Annotated in this window: 18 protein-coding genes and 1 tRNA gene; 8 read left to right on the plus strand and 11 right to left on the minus strand. The window is 33.6% G+C overall.

Translation table 11 applies throughout. The annotated features are described in order from the left end of the window. The coding region (locus tag AB1410_00210; GenBank protein ID MEW6455123.1) for a lysylphosphatidylglycerol synthase domain-containing protein at nt 1-303 on the plus strand (303 nt) is incomplete at its 5' end. 6 nt (nt 304-309) lie between these two features. Here AB1410_00210 and AB1410_00215 read toward each other — a convergent pair. From AB1410_00215 to AB1410_00230, 4 genes are all read right to left on the minus strand, one after another. Continuing rightward, nucleotides 310-2,166 carry a DUF2334 domain-containing protein gene (locus tag AB1410_00215; GenBank protein ID MEW6455124.1) on the minus strand — a complete coding sequence of 619 codons (1,857 nt, stop codon included), beginning with the start codon at nt 2,164-2,166 and terminating at the stop codon, nt 310-312. A 168-nt stretch (nt 2,167-2,334) separates the two neighbouring features. Beyond that, entirely contained in the window at nt 2,335-3,114 is a 780-nt protein-coding gene (locus AB1410_00220) for a class I SAM-dependent methyltransferase (GenBank protein MEW6455125.1), read from the minus strand. A 21-nt stretch (nt 3,115-3,135) separates the two neighbouring features. Next, the gene (locus tag AB1410_00225; protein MEW6455126.1) at nt 3,136-4,113 is read right to left on the minus strand and encodes a radical SAM protein; all 978 of its coding nucleotides are present in this window, start codon (nt 4,111-4,113) and stop codon (nt 3,136-3,138) included. Nucleotides 4,114-4,188: 75 nt separating this feature from the next. Continuing rightward, on the minus strand, nt 4,189-4,749 hold the full coding sequence (locus AB1410_00230; protein MEW6455127.1) for a flavin reductase family protein: 561 nt from the start codon (nt 4,747-4,749) through the stop codon (nt 4,189-4,191). A gap of 199 nt (nt 4,750-4,948) precedes the next feature. Here AB1410_00230 and accB point away from each other — a divergent pair, with 199 nt between their 5' ends. From accB to AB1410_00245, 3 genes are all read left to right on the plus strand, one after another. Beyond that, nucleotides 4,949-5,440, plus strand: coding sequence for an acetyl-CoA carboxylase biotin carboxyl carrier protein (gene accB / locus AB1410_00235; protein ID MEW6455128.1), 492 nt, complete (start codon nt 4,949-4,951; stop codon nt 5,438-5,440). Beyond that, nucleotides 5,441-6,790, plus strand: a complete 1,350-nt coding sequence (gene accC, locus AB1410_00240; GenBank protein ID MEW6455129.1) for an acetyl-CoA carboxylase biotin carboxylase subunit — start codon at nt 5,441-5,443, stop codon at nt 6,788-6,790. Between the two features lie 75 nt (nt 6,791-6,865). Beyond that, nucleotides 6,866-7,207, plus strand: a complete 342-nt coding sequence (locus AB1410_00245) for an MTH938/NDUFAF3 family protein (protein ID MEW6455130.1) — start codon at nt 6,866-6,868, stop codon at nt 7,205-7,207. A 120-nt stretch (nt 7,208-7,327) separates the two neighbouring features. On the opposite strand, the gene AB1410_00250 is transcribed toward AB1410_00245, so the two are convergent. The 4 genes from AB1410_00250 to AB1410_00265 form a co-directional block, all read right to left on the minus strand. After that, nucleotides 7,328-7,996 carry an ABC transporter ATP-binding protein gene (locus AB1410_00250; GenBank protein MEW6455131.1) on the minus strand — a complete coding sequence of 223 codons (669 nt, stop codon included), beginning with the start codon at nt 7,994-7,996 and terminating at the stop codon, nt 7,328-7,330. 19 nt (nt 7,997-8,015) lie between these two features. After that, nucleotides 8,016-9,263 (minus strand): ABC transporter permease, encoded by a 1,248-nt coding sequence (locus tag AB1410_00255; GenBank protein MEW6455132.1) that lies wholly within the window; start codon nt 9,261-9,263, stop codon nt 8,016-8,018. A 27-nt stretch (nt 9,264-9,290) separates the two neighbouring features. Next, the gene (locus AB1410_00260) at nt 9,291-10,484 is read right to left on the minus strand and encodes an ABC transporter permease (protein ID MEW6455133.1); all 1,194 of its coding nucleotides are present in this window, start codon (nt 10,482-10,484) and stop codon (nt 9,291-9,293) included. Nucleotides 10,485-10,663: 179 nt separating this feature from the next. Beyond that, the gene (locus AB1410_00265) at nt 10,664-11,752 is read right to left on the minus strand and encodes an efflux RND transporter periplasmic adaptor subunit (GenBank protein MEW6455134.1); all 1,089 of its coding nucleotides are present in this window, start codon (nt 11,750-11,752) and stop codon (nt 10,664-10,666) included. Nucleotides 11,753-12,162: 410 nt separating this feature from the next. Between AB1410_00265 and AB1410_00270 the strand changes: the two genes are divergently transcribed. After that, nucleotides 12,163-12,239, plus strand: a tRNA-Met gene (locus AB1410_00270). 199 nt (nt 12,240-12,438) lie between these two features. Then, nucleotides 12,439-13,260 (plus strand): hypothetical protein, encoded by an 822-nt coding sequence (locus AB1410_00275; protein MEW6455135.1) that lies wholly within the window; start codon nt 12,439-12,441, stop codon nt 13,258-13,260. 8 nt (nt 13,261-13,268) lie between these two features. Here the strand turns inward: AB1410_00275 and AB1410_00280 are convergent, their stop codons facing one another. Continuing rightward, nucleotides 13,269-13,709 carry a response regulator gene (locus tag AB1410_00280; GenBank protein MEW6455136.1) on the minus strand — a complete coding sequence of 147 codons (441 nt, stop codon included), beginning with the start codon at nt 13,707-13,709 and terminating at the stop codon, nt 13,269-13,271. 7 nt (nt 13,710-13,716) lie between these two features. Between AB1410_00280 and AB1410_00285 the strand changes: the two genes are divergently transcribed. Then, nucleotides 13,717-14,106 (plus strand): helix-turn-helix domain-containing protein, encoded by a 390-nt coding sequence (locus tag AB1410_00285; GenBank protein ID MEW6455137.1) that lies wholly within the window; start codon nt 13,717-13,719, stop codon nt 14,104-14,106. Nucleotides 14,107-14,116: 10 nt separating this feature from the next. Here AB1410_00285 and galT read toward each other — a convergent pair whose 3' ends face one another. Next, entirely contained in the window at nt 14,117-15,115 is a 999-nt protein-coding gene (galT, locus tag AB1410_00290; GenBank protein MEW6455138.1) for a galactose-1-phosphate uridylyltransferase, read from the minus strand. Nucleotides 15,116-15,256: 141 nt separating this feature from the next. Between galT and AB1410_00295 the strand changes: the two genes are divergently transcribed. Beyond that, nucleotides 15,257-16,375 (plus strand): M20 family metallopeptidase, encoded by a 1,119-nt coding sequence (locus AB1410_00295; protein ID MEW6455139.1) that lies wholly within the window; start codon nt 15,257-15,259, stop codon nt 16,373-16,375. Here the strand turns inward: AB1410_00295 and AB1410_00300 are convergent. Next, nucleotides 16,370-17,365 carry a dihydrodipicolinate reductase gene (locus tag AB1410_00300; protein ID MEW6455140.1) on the minus strand — a complete coding sequence of 332 codons (996 nt, stop codon included), beginning with the start codon at nt 17,363-17,365 and terminating at the stop codon, nt 16,370-16,372. The genes AB1410_00295 and AB1410_00300 overlap by 6 nt on opposite strands. Nucleotides 17,366-17,634 lie beyond the last annotated feature (269 nt).

A 17,634-nucleotide genomic window follows, 5' to 3' on the forward strand; every position in this document is an offset into this window, starting at 1 on the left:
ATAATTCTTTCTTTTCTTCTCCAAATCAATGTAATTTTTTATTATTTTTTAATTTCAAAATCTTTATACATTGATATACCATTTATACTATTTTTTATTCTAATCCCTGTGATTTTAACAATTACGATGCTTCCTATCTCCATTTATGGAATAGGGGTTCGAGAAGGGTCATTTGTATTACTTTTTTCGAAATTTGGAATTCCTCCCGAGGTCGCTTTCTCCCTTTCTGTATTGGCTTATCTCATATCAGTTTTGTTTAACTCTATTGGCGGGATTTTCTTTATTCTGCAAAAAGAAAAATAAAAAATTTTAATTATTGAGCTTCTTCAAAACTGGCACTTCCATAATTAGGCTTTTACTCTGAACCACTTCATCTTCAAATGGGTTAAATTCAAATTCAATTATATCTTTATTTAGAAATGGAGACTTTAAGCTGGTTTCTGAAATTTGACCAAATCTGTAAAAAGGAAATCTTTTCCAGCTCTCAGGAATTTTAAACCTGATCTTTATCTTTCTCTTGTTAAAATACCGAGATGATTTTAGATTTTGAGGTCCACCAGTGTTAGAAATATCAACAGTTATTTTAAGCGTATAAATCCCTCTGTTGTAAGAATATTCTCCTTCAACTTTCGATAAAACATAGCCGAGAAATTCTCCAAAAGATAAAAAAATCTCTATCCCCATTTCTTTCCAGCCCGTTAAAAATTCCTGGAGCCATTCTATGCCAAAATATGTTATATCAAGGTCATGAAAATAGATTACCATGGGGAATGTTTTTGCAATCCATTTTAGACGGGGGTTGGCAAGCCAGTACATTGACTTGACTGAATGAGTTTGTATGAAAGGGTTTGTAAACGATTTCTTCTTTCTTAAAAATGTAAAATCAAATGTGCTCATCACTTTGAAATTGAAATTCTCCAGTAGTTCTGTGGTATTTGACGAAATTGCATTTTGAGGAGGTATAAAAATAGAAGGTTCATAATCAAACCATTGGATTAACTTATTATAACCTTTTTGAATAGCATCCCACTGTTCTGAATAAGAAACATTGGTTCCATTGTAGAGATGATAAAATTCAGCAAACCATTTACTATTTGTATATTTATCAGAAGCTGCGCATAATGCAGAGCGATTCATTTCAGTATGAGTATAACCATGTTGCTGAATATCAATTTTCTCATAGCTTTCTAAAGAATTTTTAATTCCTTTGAATTCCTCTTCATGGTCAAGCACCTTTCCAGCTCTCAATCCAGATATAAAAATATATTTCATATCCTTTGAATCATATTCTGTTCCACATTGCCGATTTATTACTTCAACACCATTCTTATAGAGTCTTCCTCTTGCAGGATTCCCATCATCCACATAACCAGGAACTGCGGAGATACTCATTCCTGCGTTAAATTCTTTGAGCACGTTTACAGTTTCCTCCCAATCCTTCTGATCCATCCTTTTGTAATTAAAAGGCTGATAGGATTGAGTGTCTGACCAGGTGGTTACATTATTTGAAAGAGGATCATCCATTCTAAGTATTATAGTCCCTTCTAAATCAAAATAAAAAAATCCATTTTTACTATTCTGAATTATTGACCTCTTTAAAAGAAGTTGCCTCCCATCTATTTCTAACCACCCTGAAGGCTCGAAATTAAAATAATAATTTATTCCTTTCCCATACTGATTAACAAAAAAAACAGGCGTGCCTTCGCCATCCACAATTTTTAGAGCATTACTGTTTAAAACAATGTCAAAAACCCTTGCTCCTTTTAAATTTCTATCATTGAGGCCATCTGTTACAAAATCCAAATTATTCTGAATTTTAAAATTATAAACATATTTTGTTCCGCTCTTTTCTTTGATTCCAAAAAAATTATTACTTCTCTGGTCACTACATGAATAAAATGAAATCAGGCTGACACCAAAATTTTTTGATACATTTTCCAAAACGCCAATTTCTGATGATGAAAATTTACTAAATTCTTTTGTAACTATTATTACTATATAATTTAATGTGTTATTAGTAATGATTTTATCTAACGTAAGCTGTTCTAAAGGTTCTTGAAGGTCATAATTAATTCCCCAGGAAATCAACATGTTTTCTACATAATCCGAAGTAAGAGTTTCATCATAGCTTTCATAGTTTGGAATTAGCAATACCTTATATTTCATGATAACCTGATTGGAAAAAATTGGAATTATTAATATATTTAATAAAATAAGCATAAACAAAAATTTTTTCATAGCTTGGTATAATATCAATCAATTAAATTGGAAGTCAACTCCAGGTTTAAACTATCCTCATAAAAATCTTTTCATTCAGAGAATAAATTGAAATTATTAATTTGATAAATTTGCTTCGATTACAATAACATATCCTCTTGTAAAAAAAACAAAATAATCTAAAAATGAAAATGCTTTAAAAAACGGATAAATAAATTTATAGATAAAATAAGTTTTATTAAACCTCAACTCAGATGAAGATAAAGGAGATATTTTCCCTTTATGAGTAGAAATTTTTTTTGTTCCAAATCTGACATAGAAAAAATTCAAAATTAATTCAATAAATTCAGTAAAAAATTTTGAATAAGTGGAATATCTTTCTACCTTAATTCCATAATCTTGGAGAATTTTTTTTAATTCTTTTAGACTATATCCAGCTCTTACATGTCCATATATTTCATCCTTCAATCCGAACATTCTTTTCAATAAATTAATAATCGAGAATTTCTTTTTTAAGGGAACAGTTATAATCGATCTCCCTTTTTCTTTGATTATTCTTTTTATTTCTTTTATCAGCTCTTTATCATAGATAGTATGTTCCAAGAAATCAGGGACAAATATTAAATCAAAGGTTTTCTCTCTAAAAGGAAGATATCTCTCATCAATCTGAACAAGGGGATTTTTCACAAGCCTTTGGGTCTCGATAAGAAGACTGCGCTCTTTATCTGTATGAATCCATTTTCCGCCTCTTTCTGATAAAAAATAACTTAAAACTCCTGTTGTACATCCAACCTCCAGACATTTCAAATCAGTAAAATCACCAGAAAATTTTAAGATATTTTTCAACTTCAATTTTTTCTTTAGGGATTTTTTAAACAGATTCAGTTGCCATTCCATTTTTTAATCCTTAAGCATAATTCAGGGCATCCTCCTCATAATAAACTCAAAAAGGTATTCCTTTGGAACCCCCAATAATTTATCTCTCCAGAGTCTATCACATTTAGAACATATGGATATATCTTTGTATTCTTTATTCATTAACTTCTTCCTCAGATTGATTATCTTCTCATTGTTCCAGATGTTTCCAAGACTTTCCCATCTTGCATTTCCCAACTTATATTCTCCAAAAAAATCTTGAGTGCAAGGAAAGACAGAGCCATCCCAGAATACAATCAGAGCATTCCATGGAAATGGGCATGGTGAATAATTTTTATCTTTTTTGTTGATATGAAGATAACCTGCCCAGTTATGAATTTTTTTAGTTATAACCTCATCCAGAGGAAGCCCCTTAAAATTTTTAATGAGATTTTTTCTTTTTTCTTTAATCTCTTCTCTATCCATGTTAGGAAATTCAATCAATTCAATTACTGTGTAAGGATTTTTACTCCCTAACCCCTTTTTCATTTTCAAGAAATCTCTGATATTTTCAATAACCATGTCAAAATCTGCACCCACTCTAATCTTTTCATAAGTTTTTTTATCGTATCCATCGAATGAAAATGACAATCTGTCCAGACCCGATTTTATTATCTTGTATGATTTTTTTTTATCGAGAAGAGTGCCATTTGTATGAATTTTTGTAAAAAGTCTTTTAGATTTTGCATATTCAATCATATCAATTAGTTGCGGATGCAAAAAAGACTCTCCCCTGTGAATTAAACTTACATCAAAAGAAAATGGAGAGATTTCATCAACTATTTTTTTAAACAATTCCATATCCATGTAACCTTGATCTTCTAAAGGAAGGTCTTTATTCGGACACATCACGCATTTCAAATTACATGGAGATGCAAGTTCAATCCAGAATCTAATCGGAAAATAACGCAATGTATTTTTCTTTCTTTTATAACTAAAAAATATTTTTAAAAGAATGTAATAGTATTTTAAATTAAACATTTAGATTGGTTTTCCTCTTCAAATTAAATAAAATCTTAAGATTTATAACCTCAAATGTCAATTAAAAGGATTTAGTTAATCTGGCAATACAAGTTTTTGAGAATCCGGAATTGTTGTTGCATAAATGTCTTTTCCTAAATAAAGCAATGGGTTTATTTTTTTCAATATTATAATTCCATTTTCATTAAAAACTCCCTCCATCTCATGGACACACAAGACTTCTCCAACAAATAAATCGTGATCTCCGTATGTTCTCGCATCCAATAACTTGCATTCAAAGGAAGCATAAGCCTCCTTAAGTACTGGAGATGAGATTATCGCTGAGGAAGAAAGATTAATGGAAAATTTTTCAATCTTATTCATGTCTTTCCCAGACCTTCTTCCAAGATTAGCAGAAAGCTTAGCATTTTCATAGGAAATAAAATTCACTGTAAACTCTTTAGCCTCATTTATCACTCTATATGTATACCTTTTCTTTGATATGGCAACAGCATAGATTGGCGGAGAAGCTGAAATTGGCATGTGCCATGCTGCTGACATGAAATTTACTTTTTCTTTTCCTCTTGCACCAACAATTGCCACTGAATTAGGATAATAAAAATAAAAATTCTCAATTCTTTTTCTAATTATTTTCATCTCCCCTCCTGGTATAAATATAATCTTCGCTCATTTATTAATCATCTCTCGATCTATGCACTCAATTTACTAAGATAAACCTTCAATCAAATTAGTTATCTATTATATCAAAATTTCTATCAGCAAAAATAGGCGCACATCCTTTTTTTAATTTTTTGGCTTGACTTATCAAAAGAATTGATTAAATAATATCTTTATCATGAAAAAGGACGATTTAAACCTGAAAGATATAAGATTCGAAGATATTGAAAAAATAATCAACCTTATCATCGAAAAAAATCTTGCTGAATTTGAACTGGAAAAAGAAGGGTTGAGAATTAAGATAAAGAAAAATATCTTTCCTTCAGTTTCTATACAAACTCCGAATCTAAATCCTTCAGCTTCCCCTATTTCTTATCAGGAAAAAATTGAACATTCTGTTCAAAAAGAACTCACTCCTTCTGAAGATGTTTATTATATAAAATCGCCGATAGTGGGAACATTCTATAGAGCACCGGATCCATCCTCTCCTCCTTACGTAGATGAAGGCGATAGAGTCGAGAAAGGACAGATCTTGTGCATTGTAGAAGCAATGAAACTGATGAATGAAATAGAATCTGAAGTATCCGGAATTATTAAATCAATATTTGTTGAGAATGCTCAGCCTGTTGAATACGGTCAAAAACTTTTTGAGATCAAGGTCCTTCCATAAATGTTCTCCAAAGTTCTCGTTGCCAATCGAGGAGAAATAGCCCTTCGAATAGTTAAGGCTCTGAAAGAATTAGAGATAAAAAGTGTAATAGTCTATTCAGAAGCTGATGCAAAATCTCTACCAGCCCAGTTAGCCGATGAAAAAATCTGTGTTGGTCCTCCAAAAAGCTCTGAAAGCTACCTTAACATACCTGCAATCATCTCAGCAGCTGAAATATCAAAAGCTGATGCAATTCATCCCGGATATGGATTCTTGTCTGAAAATCCTATGTTCGCTGAAATATGTGAAACTTCAGGAATTTCTTTTATCGGTCCTTCTTCATCTATCATTAAATTAATGGGGGACAAGAATGAAGCGCGACAGACGATGAAAAAAGAGGGTGTGCCAATCATAGAAGGTACTGAAAATCCAATTACAAATCTTCGGGAGGCAAAAAAATTTGCATCAAAAATAGGATTTCCAGTTATGCTGAAAGCAGTCGCAGGAGGAGGTGGAAAAGGGATGAGAGTTGTCCACAATCAGAGAGAGCTTGAAACCATTTTTCCAGTTGCTCAGGCTGAGGCATCCTCTTCTTTTGGAAATCCTTCAATGTACATTGAAAAATTCTTAGAGAAAGCAAGGCATATAGAAATACAGATACTGGCTGATAATTATAGGAATGTCATTGCCATAGGAGAAAGAGAATGTTCAATTCAGAGAAGACATCAGAAAATTTTGGAAGAAGCTCCTTCAGTTGCTCTTGACGAAAGGACAAGAAAAAGAATGATGAGGATTGTTGAAAAAGCAGCAGAATCTATTGGATACAGAAGCCTTGGAACTTTTGAATTTTTACTGGATGAGAAGGAAAATTTTTATTTTATGGAAGCAAACACAAGAGTTCAGGTTGAACATCCTGTAACAGAAGCAATCTATTCGATTGACTTAATAAAAGAACAGATAAAATTAGCAGCAGGAGAAAAGCTGAATGTCAGAAGAGATCTTCTTCCAAGAGGTCATTCAATAGAATGCAGAATAAATGCAGAAGACCCGTTTACTTCTTCTCCATCTCCTGGAAAGATTGAATTTCTTGCTCTTCCAAGCGGAAATGGAGTGAGAGTTGATTCAGCAATTTATTGCGGATATGAAATTCCTCCCCATTACGATTCTCTTGTAGCCAAAATAATAGTCCATGGAAACTCCCGTGATGAAGCAATCAAAAGAATGAGGGCTGCTTTACTTTCCACAATCATAGTTGGTGTTAAAACAAACATCCCCCTTCATTTGAAAATACTCGATGATTATGATTTTAGACAAGGAAGCTACGACATTCACTTCATGGAAAGATTCCTTAAAGAAACAGAGCCCAGCTAATAGTTCAAAGTTTGTAGCTCATAAATGTTAGTATATACTTAAAAAATTAATAATTAATAAATAAAGATATAAAAAATGAAAATTGAGCGATATAGTTTTGGAGAAATTGTAATAAATGGAAACAAATTCACTTCTGATTTAAAGCTATTCCCAAATATGATTAAGGCAAACTGGTGGAGAAAAGAGGGGCATAATCTTTTGCCTGAAGATATGGAAGATGTAATTCAAGAAAATCCAGAAATCGTCATAATCGGAACTGGAAAGTTAGGGGTTATGAAAGTTTCAAAAGAATTTATTGAACTTGCCAGATCAAATAATATCAAGCTAATAATTGAAAATACTGAAAAAGCAATTGATATTTTTAATAAACTGCCAGATAAGAATAAAGTTATAGCTGTTTTTCATCTGACATGTTGATTCAACTTATAGCCGTTGACTAATACAAATGCAATAAATAATGTTACATGTAGGGCAAGGCTTTAGCCTTGCATCAAGCAACCCTAAGAGGTTGCCCTACATTTATATAATGCGTTTGCTTTAATTACCATTAACAATCATCCCATCAAGAAGTCTAATAGTTCTTTGAGTTTTTTCCGCTATTTTTTCGTTATGGGTAATAACAAGAACTGTATGTCCTGCTTTCCATAAATTTACAAAAATCGAAATAATTTCCTCTCCTGATTTTGTGTCAAGGTTACCAGTTGGCTCATCTGCTAAAATAATAGAAGGGTTGTTGACAAGGGCCCTTGCTATAGCCACTCTCTGCATTTCGCCTCCAGATAGCTCGGTTGACTTATGATTCATCCTTTCCTTAAGCCCTACTCTTTCAAGAAGTTCTATTGTCTTTTTCCTCCTTTCCTTGTAAGAAATTCCTGCAAATATCATCGGAAGCTCCACGTTCTCAAAACCTGTAGCGTAAGGAAGAAGATTAAAATTTTGAAAAATAAAACCCACTTTTTTATTTCTTATTTCAGCGAGTTTATTCGAAGAAAGTTCTGAAACTTTTTCATTCTCAAGAAAATATTCTCCAGAAGTTGGGGTATCAAGACAGCCAATGATGTTCATCAGGGTTGATTTTCCTGAACCAGAAGGACCCATAATTGAGATAAACTCTCCATTTTGAACCTCGAGGTCAATCTCCCTCAGTGCTTCGACTTTTACTCTTCCTGTATCATAAATTTTTTTAATTTTTTTCATTTTTATCATTGAAAACTCTTGCTCCTTTCTATTCATATCTTAAAGCTTCAATCGGATTTAAATTCGAAGCCTTTCTTGCCGGAAAAAAGCCTGCCAGGAACCCCAGGGATGAAAGAATAATGGTAACTAATACAGCTATCTCTAAATTGATATGGGGCCTTGCCAATAGCTGAACCGTCATATTTTCTGACTTTACCGATGAAACCACTTTTATTATTAAAAGAGCTGGAATCGCTCCCAGAAACCCTCCGAAGAAAGAAATGAATAAAGATTCTGAAATAAACTGACTCATGATATGTCTCTTTTTAGCCCCAAGGGCAATCTTAACCCCGATTTCCTTTGTCCTCTGACGAACAGATACATACATGACATTTGTAACTCCAACAGCGGCAATGATAAGCGTGAAAGAGCCAATTATTATCATAAATATTTTTATCCCCATAAACACCTTATTCATTATCTTCTCCTGCTCTATCACATCCCACATTCTTAATGCCTGTCTGTCATTCTGGTCAAATTTGTATTTTTCTCCCAATGCCCTGTACAATTCATTTTTCACATGTTCAGCCCTGGATATATCGTTAGGTCTATAAATTATTCTTTGGACATATTTCGCTCCATATAATGAGATGTATGCAGATGAAGGGATAGAAGCTTTTTCAGAGTCAGGTCCCTGATACATGCTCGTTTGTAACTTTTTTACCATAGTTCCTACTACTAAAAATGGAACACTGTTTATAAAGATTGTCTTTCCTTCTGCTCTTTCATCCCCAAAAAGCTTCTTTTTTAAATTATCCCCAAGAAATACAACTCTTCGTCTTTCTTTCATGTCAATTTTATTTATAAACCTGCCTCCCTTATCAGGAAAGTGGGTCCTCATTTCTTCAAATTCAGGAGAAAGACCATGAACTCTTTTGGTTACCGTATTCCTTCCATACACAATAGTATTACCAAATCTATTATATTCTGAACCTATCAATTCAATTTCAGGGATACTTTTTTTTATAAACTCCACATCTTCTTCTCTCAACCTAATTCTTCTTCCCTTTGGAAGACCTTTATATGGAATGGAGGTCTGCCCACCATAAACTATCACTATCCCCTCTCCAAGGCTGTGAGTGCTTCGCTGAAACTCTCTCTGAAGTCCTGCTCCAACCCCCAAAAGAAGAATAATCGTCATAGTTCCCCATGCAATTGCGAATAAAGTTAAAATTACTCTTTTTTTCTGTCTTTTGAAGTCATTCCAGAAAAGACTTATTAATGCGAATCTTCTCATAGTTATATCCTTAAACCCGCTCCCATGTTAATTTCTTAAGGCTTCTACCGGGTTTAAATTAGCTGCTTTCTTAGCCGGGAAATAACCTGAAAGAAATCCTGTGATTCCTAAAATTAAAAGCGTCAGTATCCCAATTGTTGGAGAAATTACAGGGACTCCCACATATTCTTCAAGCTTTAGAAGAGGGAAATAAGAAATTATATTATAAGAAAATAAAAACCCAACGGCTCCACCGAATAAAACAATCAAAATTGTTTCAAATATAAACTGGAACATTATAAATTTTTTCTTTGCTCCAAGAGCCATTTTAACCCCTATTTCTTTTTTCCTCTCTTCAACGAGAACATTCATTATATTTGAAACGCCCACAGCACCTATCGATAGCGTGAAAACTCCTATTATCCCCAGGAAAATTTTAAACCCGAGGAAAAAATAAAGAATAAACTTATCAAATTCAGTTGTATCCCATATGAAAAGAGCTTCCTTATCAGATGGGTCAAACCTGTATTTTGAACCCAGTCTCTGATATATTTTATTTTTTGCTTTTTCAGTTTCTCTGGGATCTCTGAGTTTATAAACGATATTATCAATATACTTCACACCAAATAAAGAAGCATATGTAGAAGCAGGTATAACCACTCTTTCCGAATCTCTTCCATTATAATTTGAATTCTGAGTTTTTTTCTTCATAACCCCAATCACAAAAAAAGGAACTTCCTGGATAAATACATATTTTCCTTCAGCCTTATCTTCTTTCAACAATTGACTTTTCAACTCATCTCCTATAAACACAACTCTTCTTTTTTCCAGAAGATCAACCCTGTCAATAAACCTTCCTCCTTTCTCAGGTATCATGTTTCGCATTTCTCCAAATTCCGGGTAAACTCCACAAACCCATGCGAGAAAAGTGTTATTTTTATACTTTAATTCAACGGAAGAACGGCTATACTCAGGAGAAATCGATTTAATCTCTTTTACATTTTCTTTTAAAAAATAAGCATCCTCCTCCAGAAAATTAATCCTTCTTCCTTTACCCATTCCCATGAAAGACTTTGATGTCCTTCCCGACCACATTATTCCTATTCCCTCTCCTATACCATGCATTGCCTTTTGATTCTGGCGATGAAGCCCTTCTCCAAAAGCCATGAGTAAAACCACTGTAAAAGTTCCCCACACAATCCCAAAAAGAGTTAAAAAAGTTCTTAATTTCTGGGATTTCATATCTCTTAAAAATTGCGATAAAATCACAAATAGTTTTGTCATCTGTTTTTATAATCTAATTTTTTATCATTGTTCATCAGTGTTTTTGGTTAATTATCTGTTTCCACTCTTTACCTTGTGCTGTTAACATCTTTCATTTTACTCATCCCTCTCATTTCTTATTGTTTAAAACTCATGTTTTATTTAATTTCCTTCGGAGGTCTTTCAGCTATTTCTTCACCCTCTCTCAATCCTTCGAGCACTTCTATGTTAATTCCATCGCTTAGCCCAACCTTTATTTCTTTCTTCCCCGGTTTTCTGTCCTTTCCCCTTATCTCGACAAAAGTTTTATCTTCTTTAAACTCAACCAATCTTTCAGGTATGTATAAAGTATTCTCACTTTTTCTCGTGACTATCTCTGCGTTGGCAGAATACCCTGCTCTTATAACCACATCATTTCGATGTTTTACCTCTATCTCCACATCAAAAAGAGTGGCATTTTCTTCTTTCTTTGCCTTGGGTGAGATTTTCTTTAATATTCCTTCTACCGGTTTATCCGGGAGAGCTCCAATCTTTACGATGGCTCTCATCCCCTCTCTCAACTTCCCCACATCAATTTCATCAACAGTTCCCTTAAACAAAAGAGAATTCATATTGGCAATCTTCAGAAGCTCTGTTCCTGCCTGATAAAAAGTTAAAGGGACAACAGGGTCTCCCTCATTAACAAGTTTTTCAAGGATGGTTCCGCTCACTGGTGATTTAATCACAGATTCCACATTTCTCTCAGCAATTTTTGCTTTTCCCCTCTCAATTAAAGATAATTTTTCAGAAGAGAGCTTTAATTTTAAATCAGCCTCCTCAAAATTTCTCTTGGTCAGCTCGAAATCCTTCTGAGAAATAAAATTCTTCTCCATCAATTTCTGAGCCCTTTCATACTCTGATTTTTTGTTCTCTCTTTCAACCTGAGCAAGTTCGACCTGCCTCTTAGCCTCTGCATATTCCAATGGCGTTGGGTCAGGACTTATCTCAATAAGAGAATCTCCTCCATCCACCTTATCTCCCACTTCCACATAGATTTTCTTCGCAATTCCGGATATTTTCGACTTTATCGATATCTCATGCTCAGGCTCAATCTTCCCTATTGCCAATGCTTTCTCGACAATATCCCCTTTCTTTACCTTTACCCAAGTTATATCATTCTTGATCTTCTTTCTGGTTAATTTGATGGGCAAAAAGATTAAAGCTGCAATAACAATCAAAATAATAATAAAAATTAATGTCTTCTTCATAATTTGCACTCCTACTCTTTCATCTACCTTCAAATATTTAAACGAAATTCAGGAGGGAAAAGTTTCCAACTTTTCCATGAATAAATTAGAGAAGTAAGTAAAGTTTTGTGGGGTAGGAAATTAACTTAATGTTATTTTGGGCAGGAAGGGTGGCCAAGAAACCGAAGGTTCCTGAAAACCGTCACGAATGCGGAGCGGGCATGGTTTTCCTCCCGATGGATATCGGGAGGAAAGAGCGGAGCATGAGTGCTCCCGTTCCAACTGAAAGTTGGATCGGGACTGGGGAAAATACAGCGTGTTTTCGGGTCACCCTTGCTGCCCAAATTATTTACCATCACAAAACTTTACTTGCTTCATAAATTGGATTGAATTTGACAAGATTACTGTAAAGCTGTTAATATAAAAATGGCCGCGGGGTGGAGCAGGCAGGTAGCTCGTTGGGCTCATAACCCAAAGGTCGTTGGTTCAAATCCAACCCCCGCTACCAACTTTTTATTCTATTCTTTAATGAGGGGGAGATTAATTAATCTTTTCTCCAATTTTTGTTAAATTTACTAAATTTTAAGAAAATTTATTTAATTACTTTATTTCTAAAAACTCCCTATTGTTTAAAAAAATTTAAACAGAGAGTTTACTTTTCCTAAAAAATTATGTAAAAATATATACTCTTGGTGGAGAACATTTTAGTGGGCAAAAATAAAAATATTTTATTTATTTCCTTGGTAATTCTACTTCTTTATCTTTTTGGCTGTTCCCCTTCCCCAGAGAAAGCATTTAAAAATGCCAAAAGACAAAACACAGTTTATGCATACCAGCAGTTTATCAAGAAATATCCAGAGAGTACTCTTGTAAAAGATGCATTAAAAGCAATTGAAAAGATTGAATATGAAGAAGCTGTGGAGCAAAACAGCGTGACCCTTTATGAGAACTTCATTAATAAATATCCTGATTCAGAGCTTACTCCTGATATCAAAAATAAGTTAATGGAACTTTACTGGACAGTAGCAAAAAATAGAAATAGAGCTGAAGAGTACGTAAATTTTTACCATAAATTTCCTGGCTCTCCCCATAATGAGGAAATTCTTAAAATACTTGATGAACGTATATACAGATTCAAACCAAACATAAAACTTATGAGTGCTCCGTCTTCTTATTTAGAAATAAGAGAAAGTCTTGTAAAAAACATCCCATCCATTTCGATGAAATCTCTCGGTAAGAACAGTCTTGTTGCCACTGTAAAAGACCTGAAAACTGGAAAAATGATTTTTATGCCGGATGTTCCGGGTGCTAAAGAACTCCATATAAAGGTAAGCGAAGATGTAGGTTATACCACAGTGGCAGGCCTTCAATTTGAACAGGACTGTGTTATAAACATCTGGAATGATGGCACTATAGAAGTAGACAGAGAAGGGGTTCAGGCCACTTCTCTTAATAATAAAAGATGGATTTCTTTAAAAATTCCAGTGAAAGATAAAAACGAATATATCGTAATGCTTGCTTACGATTAATTTTAAAACTACTTAAGATCAAATAATAATTTTTTTATTACATTTAAAAGATTGTTAAGGTAAAACGGTTTTGAGACAAAACCATCAGCACCAGCTTCTATAAATTCTTCCTTCACATGTTTTCCTGAAATTCCGAGAATCGGAGTGGAGCTGGAAAATTCTTTTATTTGACTTATTAGTTCTGACCCTTTCTTATCGCCTAAATTATAATCGATAATTATCAGGTGATAATTTCTTTTTTTCAACAATTTGATTGCATCGACATCATTTCCCACCCCATCAACCTTGTATCCATTGTAACTTAGAAACTCTTCTAAAAGATTTCTTAAAAGTATCTCATCATCAATCACAAGAATTCTTTTATAAAACATATCTTTTATATATACAACCATAGTATGCATAATGTCAATTTTTATTGCAACCTTTAAATTGTAGACTTCAACTATCATAAAATATATGTTTTTTAAGATGGATAATTTCAATAAACAAATAGGAAATCATATCAAAAAAACAAGAGAATCCCTTGGAATTACCCAGATGGAGTTGGCTGAAAAAATTGGGGTTACTTACCAGCAAGTTCAAAAATATGAAAAAGGAAGAAGCAACATTTCTATAAAAAGACTCCATGAGATTGCAAAAGCCCTAAACGTCCCTGTTGCCTTTTTACTTGAGAAAATTCCAGTTGTTGGGGAAGAAAAGATAAAATACAGAACTAGTGGCAAATTCTCTTTTTTTCTTGACAAAAATGAAATATCCCTTCTGAAATTATTCAGAAAAATTAGAGATGAAAATATAAAAAAAGGAATAATTCAGCTTTTAAAAGGAGTTATCCGATCAAATAAATAAAAACATCTTTTTATTCTACTTCTATATTTCTTAAAATCTCAGCACAATTTTCAGGTGTTGTTACATTAATAAAAATACCTGTGCCAAGTTCAAACCCTGCGGGAGTGGTCAATTTCGGGAGTATTTCAAGATGCCAGTGAAAATGTTTTACATTCTCATAGTCTGTTGGACATGACCGAATCATATAGTTATAATCTGGATCATCAAGGGCAGTGTAAAGTTTTTTAAGGGCTAATCTTAAAACATAAGCAAAATCTTCAATATCCTCATCAGTTATGCATCCAAAATTACAGTTATGCTTCTTTGGAAAAATTCTTATCTCGAAAGGATATCTAGAAGCAAAGGGAGTTAACACGATAAAATGTTTACTCTCTAAAATAATTCTGATTTTCTGATTTAGTTCTTCCTTAATCATATCGCAAAAAATGCAACTTCCATATGAATCCGTAGAAAGAATTGCCTGGGTAATCTGATCCCTTATATGAGGAGGAACTATAGGAGATGCAATTATTTGAGAATGAGGATGCTCAAGGGATGTGCCTGCTTTTTCTCCATAATTCCTGAATATATTTATAAGCGATATATCTTTATTCTCAGATATCTGCAAATATCTTTCTTTATACGCAATTACAACATCTCGAGCCTGTTCATAACTCATAGTGGCAATGGTTTTATTGTGCTCAGGAGTTTCAATAACCACTTCTGAAATTCCAAATCCCTCAGCTTTCAAAAATCTTCCAATTCTATTTCTATCAGGAGTTATGTCTGGTTGGAGGGCTGCAAATTTATTCGGCACAATTCTTAATTTCCATTTTCCATCTTTTTCAATAGTATAAACCGCCGGAGGGGTTTTTTCCTCATTGCCAGGACAGAAAGGACATTTATCATCTCTTTCTGGCAATTTTTTTTCTTTTTTATCTTTTTTCTTGAATTCATCAGGTCTTTTAGCTCTTTCTGTTGAAATTATTACCCATTCTTTTGTCGTTATATCCTGTCTAAATTCAGACATATTATTTCTCCAATATTTCTAAAATTTTATTGCAAATAATTTAAATTGTCCATTTTCAAATTATTTAAATTGTATTTTGTCCAAAACTCTGATAAATAGTTTAAATCTGAAAAAAGATAAATACTTTTAAGGATATTTAAAATGCAGCAAATTTATTATTTCATAAACAAAAAACAGGAGATAGTTGATTTTTTGAGGGAAATTGTAACTCTAGAATCCCCCTCAACAGACAAGAAAGCAGTTAACAGATGTTCAGCCTTTGTAGTTGAAAATCTAAAGGAATCTGGAGCCAAAATAAAAAAGTTTAAACAGAAAAAATCAGGAGACTATTTTCTTGCTGAAATAGGAAAAGGAGAAAGAAAAATTTTAGTTTTAACTCATGTAGATACAGTATGGAGAGTTGGAAAAATTTCTGAAATGCCTTTTAAAATTGAAAAAGACAGAATTTTTGGACCAGGGGTTTTCGACATGAAAGGCGGAATCACCATGTTTGTCTTCGCTTTAAAAGCAATAAACGAATTGAAACTTAAGCCGAAGAGTAAAATAATGTTATTTATAAACTCAGAAGAAGAGATATCAAGTAAAAATTCAAAAAAATACATCGAGAAATTTGCAAAGGAATCAGACTATGTTTTGTGTCTTGAGCCAGCGCTTCCAGGTGGAGCTGTTAAAACAAGGAGAAAAGGAGTTTTAACCATTAAAATAGAGTCTTTCGGAAAATCAGTGCATTCAGGGCTCGATCCTCAAAAAGGAATAAATGCGATTGAAGAACTGCTAACTCAGCTCAGTTTTATAAATAAACTTCGTGAAAAAGGAGTTTCTGCCAACATTGGAAAAATCATCGGAGGTGAAAGAGTTAATATCATTCCTGATAAAGCCCAGGCTTTTCTTGATATAAGATTCTGGGAAAAAGAAAAAATTAAAGAAATAGAAAATTTTTTTGATAGGATGAAACCCTCAGTTAATGGAGCAAAAATTCACTGGGAAAAACTAAGTTTTACTCCTCCTATGGAAAGAACCAGAGATTCTCAAGCTCTTTTTTTAAAAGCTAAAAAAATAGCCGAGATACTCAACATTAATTTAAAGCAGGGAGATTCAGGAGGAGGTTCAGATGCTTCATTTGCCTCCTATTTGGGAATTCCTACAATCGATGGGCTTGGCCCGAATGGTGATGGTGCTCATAGCGAAAATGAGCATATTATAGTATCTTCACTCATTGAAAGGACTGCTCTTCTTACAGAGCTTCTCTGCAATTTATAAATTCACTGACCTGAAAAAGCTGACAGGGATATCTTTCATGGTCAGCAATCCTGATTTTGCCTCAACTATAATCGGAGCTAAATTTACAACCATTGAAGCAGTAGCCAGGTCTCCATGGATTCCACCCTTTATTTTCATGTGTATTGGTGGTGTCCCTTCTATGGAAATAACATCTGTTGGGTCCTTTGCTCCCACATACATTCGAAGTTCCATAAAAATAAGTGTTTTTTTATCTTTTATGCCCCTTGCAATTTGCTTCAAGCCTGCTACCTTTCCCTTTTCAACTTTAAGGAATGGAGTCTTTATGATTTTCTGGGCAACAACAGGATAAATATCCTCTTTAATTGTGTCAAGTTTAAAACCAAGGGCATCTTCCACCATCGCAACTGACTCAGGAAGACCTACATGCTTTATTTTCTTATCTTTAACACCTTGTTTGAATTCTTTGACAGTCATACCAGCTCCTACTTTCTTCTGCAAAGGCAACCTTCTCTTCGACGCATCAACAATTCTTGTAGCTTTTATTTTTTTAACATCCTGACACACTGATGTTAATGTTAACACAAGCTTATCCATGGCAAATCCAGGATTTACTCCAGTTCCGATGATTGAAACATTATTCTTCTTTGCAACATCATCGATCTCTCTTGCAAGCTGAGGATCACTGAAATAAGGAAAAGAAAGTTCTTCAGTTGTGGATATTACACTTAACTTCGCATTTAATATGGATTTTAACTGCAAATGGACATCTTTTAAATAAGAGGATGTGCAATGGAAAACAAGATCAGAAGAGACATTACCTAAGATTTCCTCTGCATTGCTGGAAACTATAACATTCATTTTTTCCTTTAAACCAAGGATTTCTCCTAAATCTTTGCCAACTTTGCTCTTGTCGATGTCAATTGCTCCGACTATATTTATTCCCTTTTTTAACGCTAACTTGCAAACACCAATTCCTATAGGCCCTACTCCATATATAACTGCTTTCATTATTCCTCCTAAAAAATATTAATAATGGATTTTAACAGAAATTCTCTCATTCTTTCAATATTTCTAACTCTTTCAAGACTTAATATTAATTTGAAAATATTTTTTAATTAAGAAGTCAACCATCTTCTGAGCGATATATCGTCGAGCATCTAAATACCTAAGAAACAGCAAATTCTAAACACTGAACATAAAAGAGTGAGCAGGAAGGGTGGCGGAGAAAACCGTCACGAATGCGGAGCGGGCATGGTTTCTCTCCCGATGGATATCGG

The organism is Acidobacteriota bacterium (genome assembly GCA_040756905.1).
GTDB lineage: Bacteria > Acidobacteriota > Aminicenantia > JBFLYD01 > JBFLYD01 > JBFLYD01.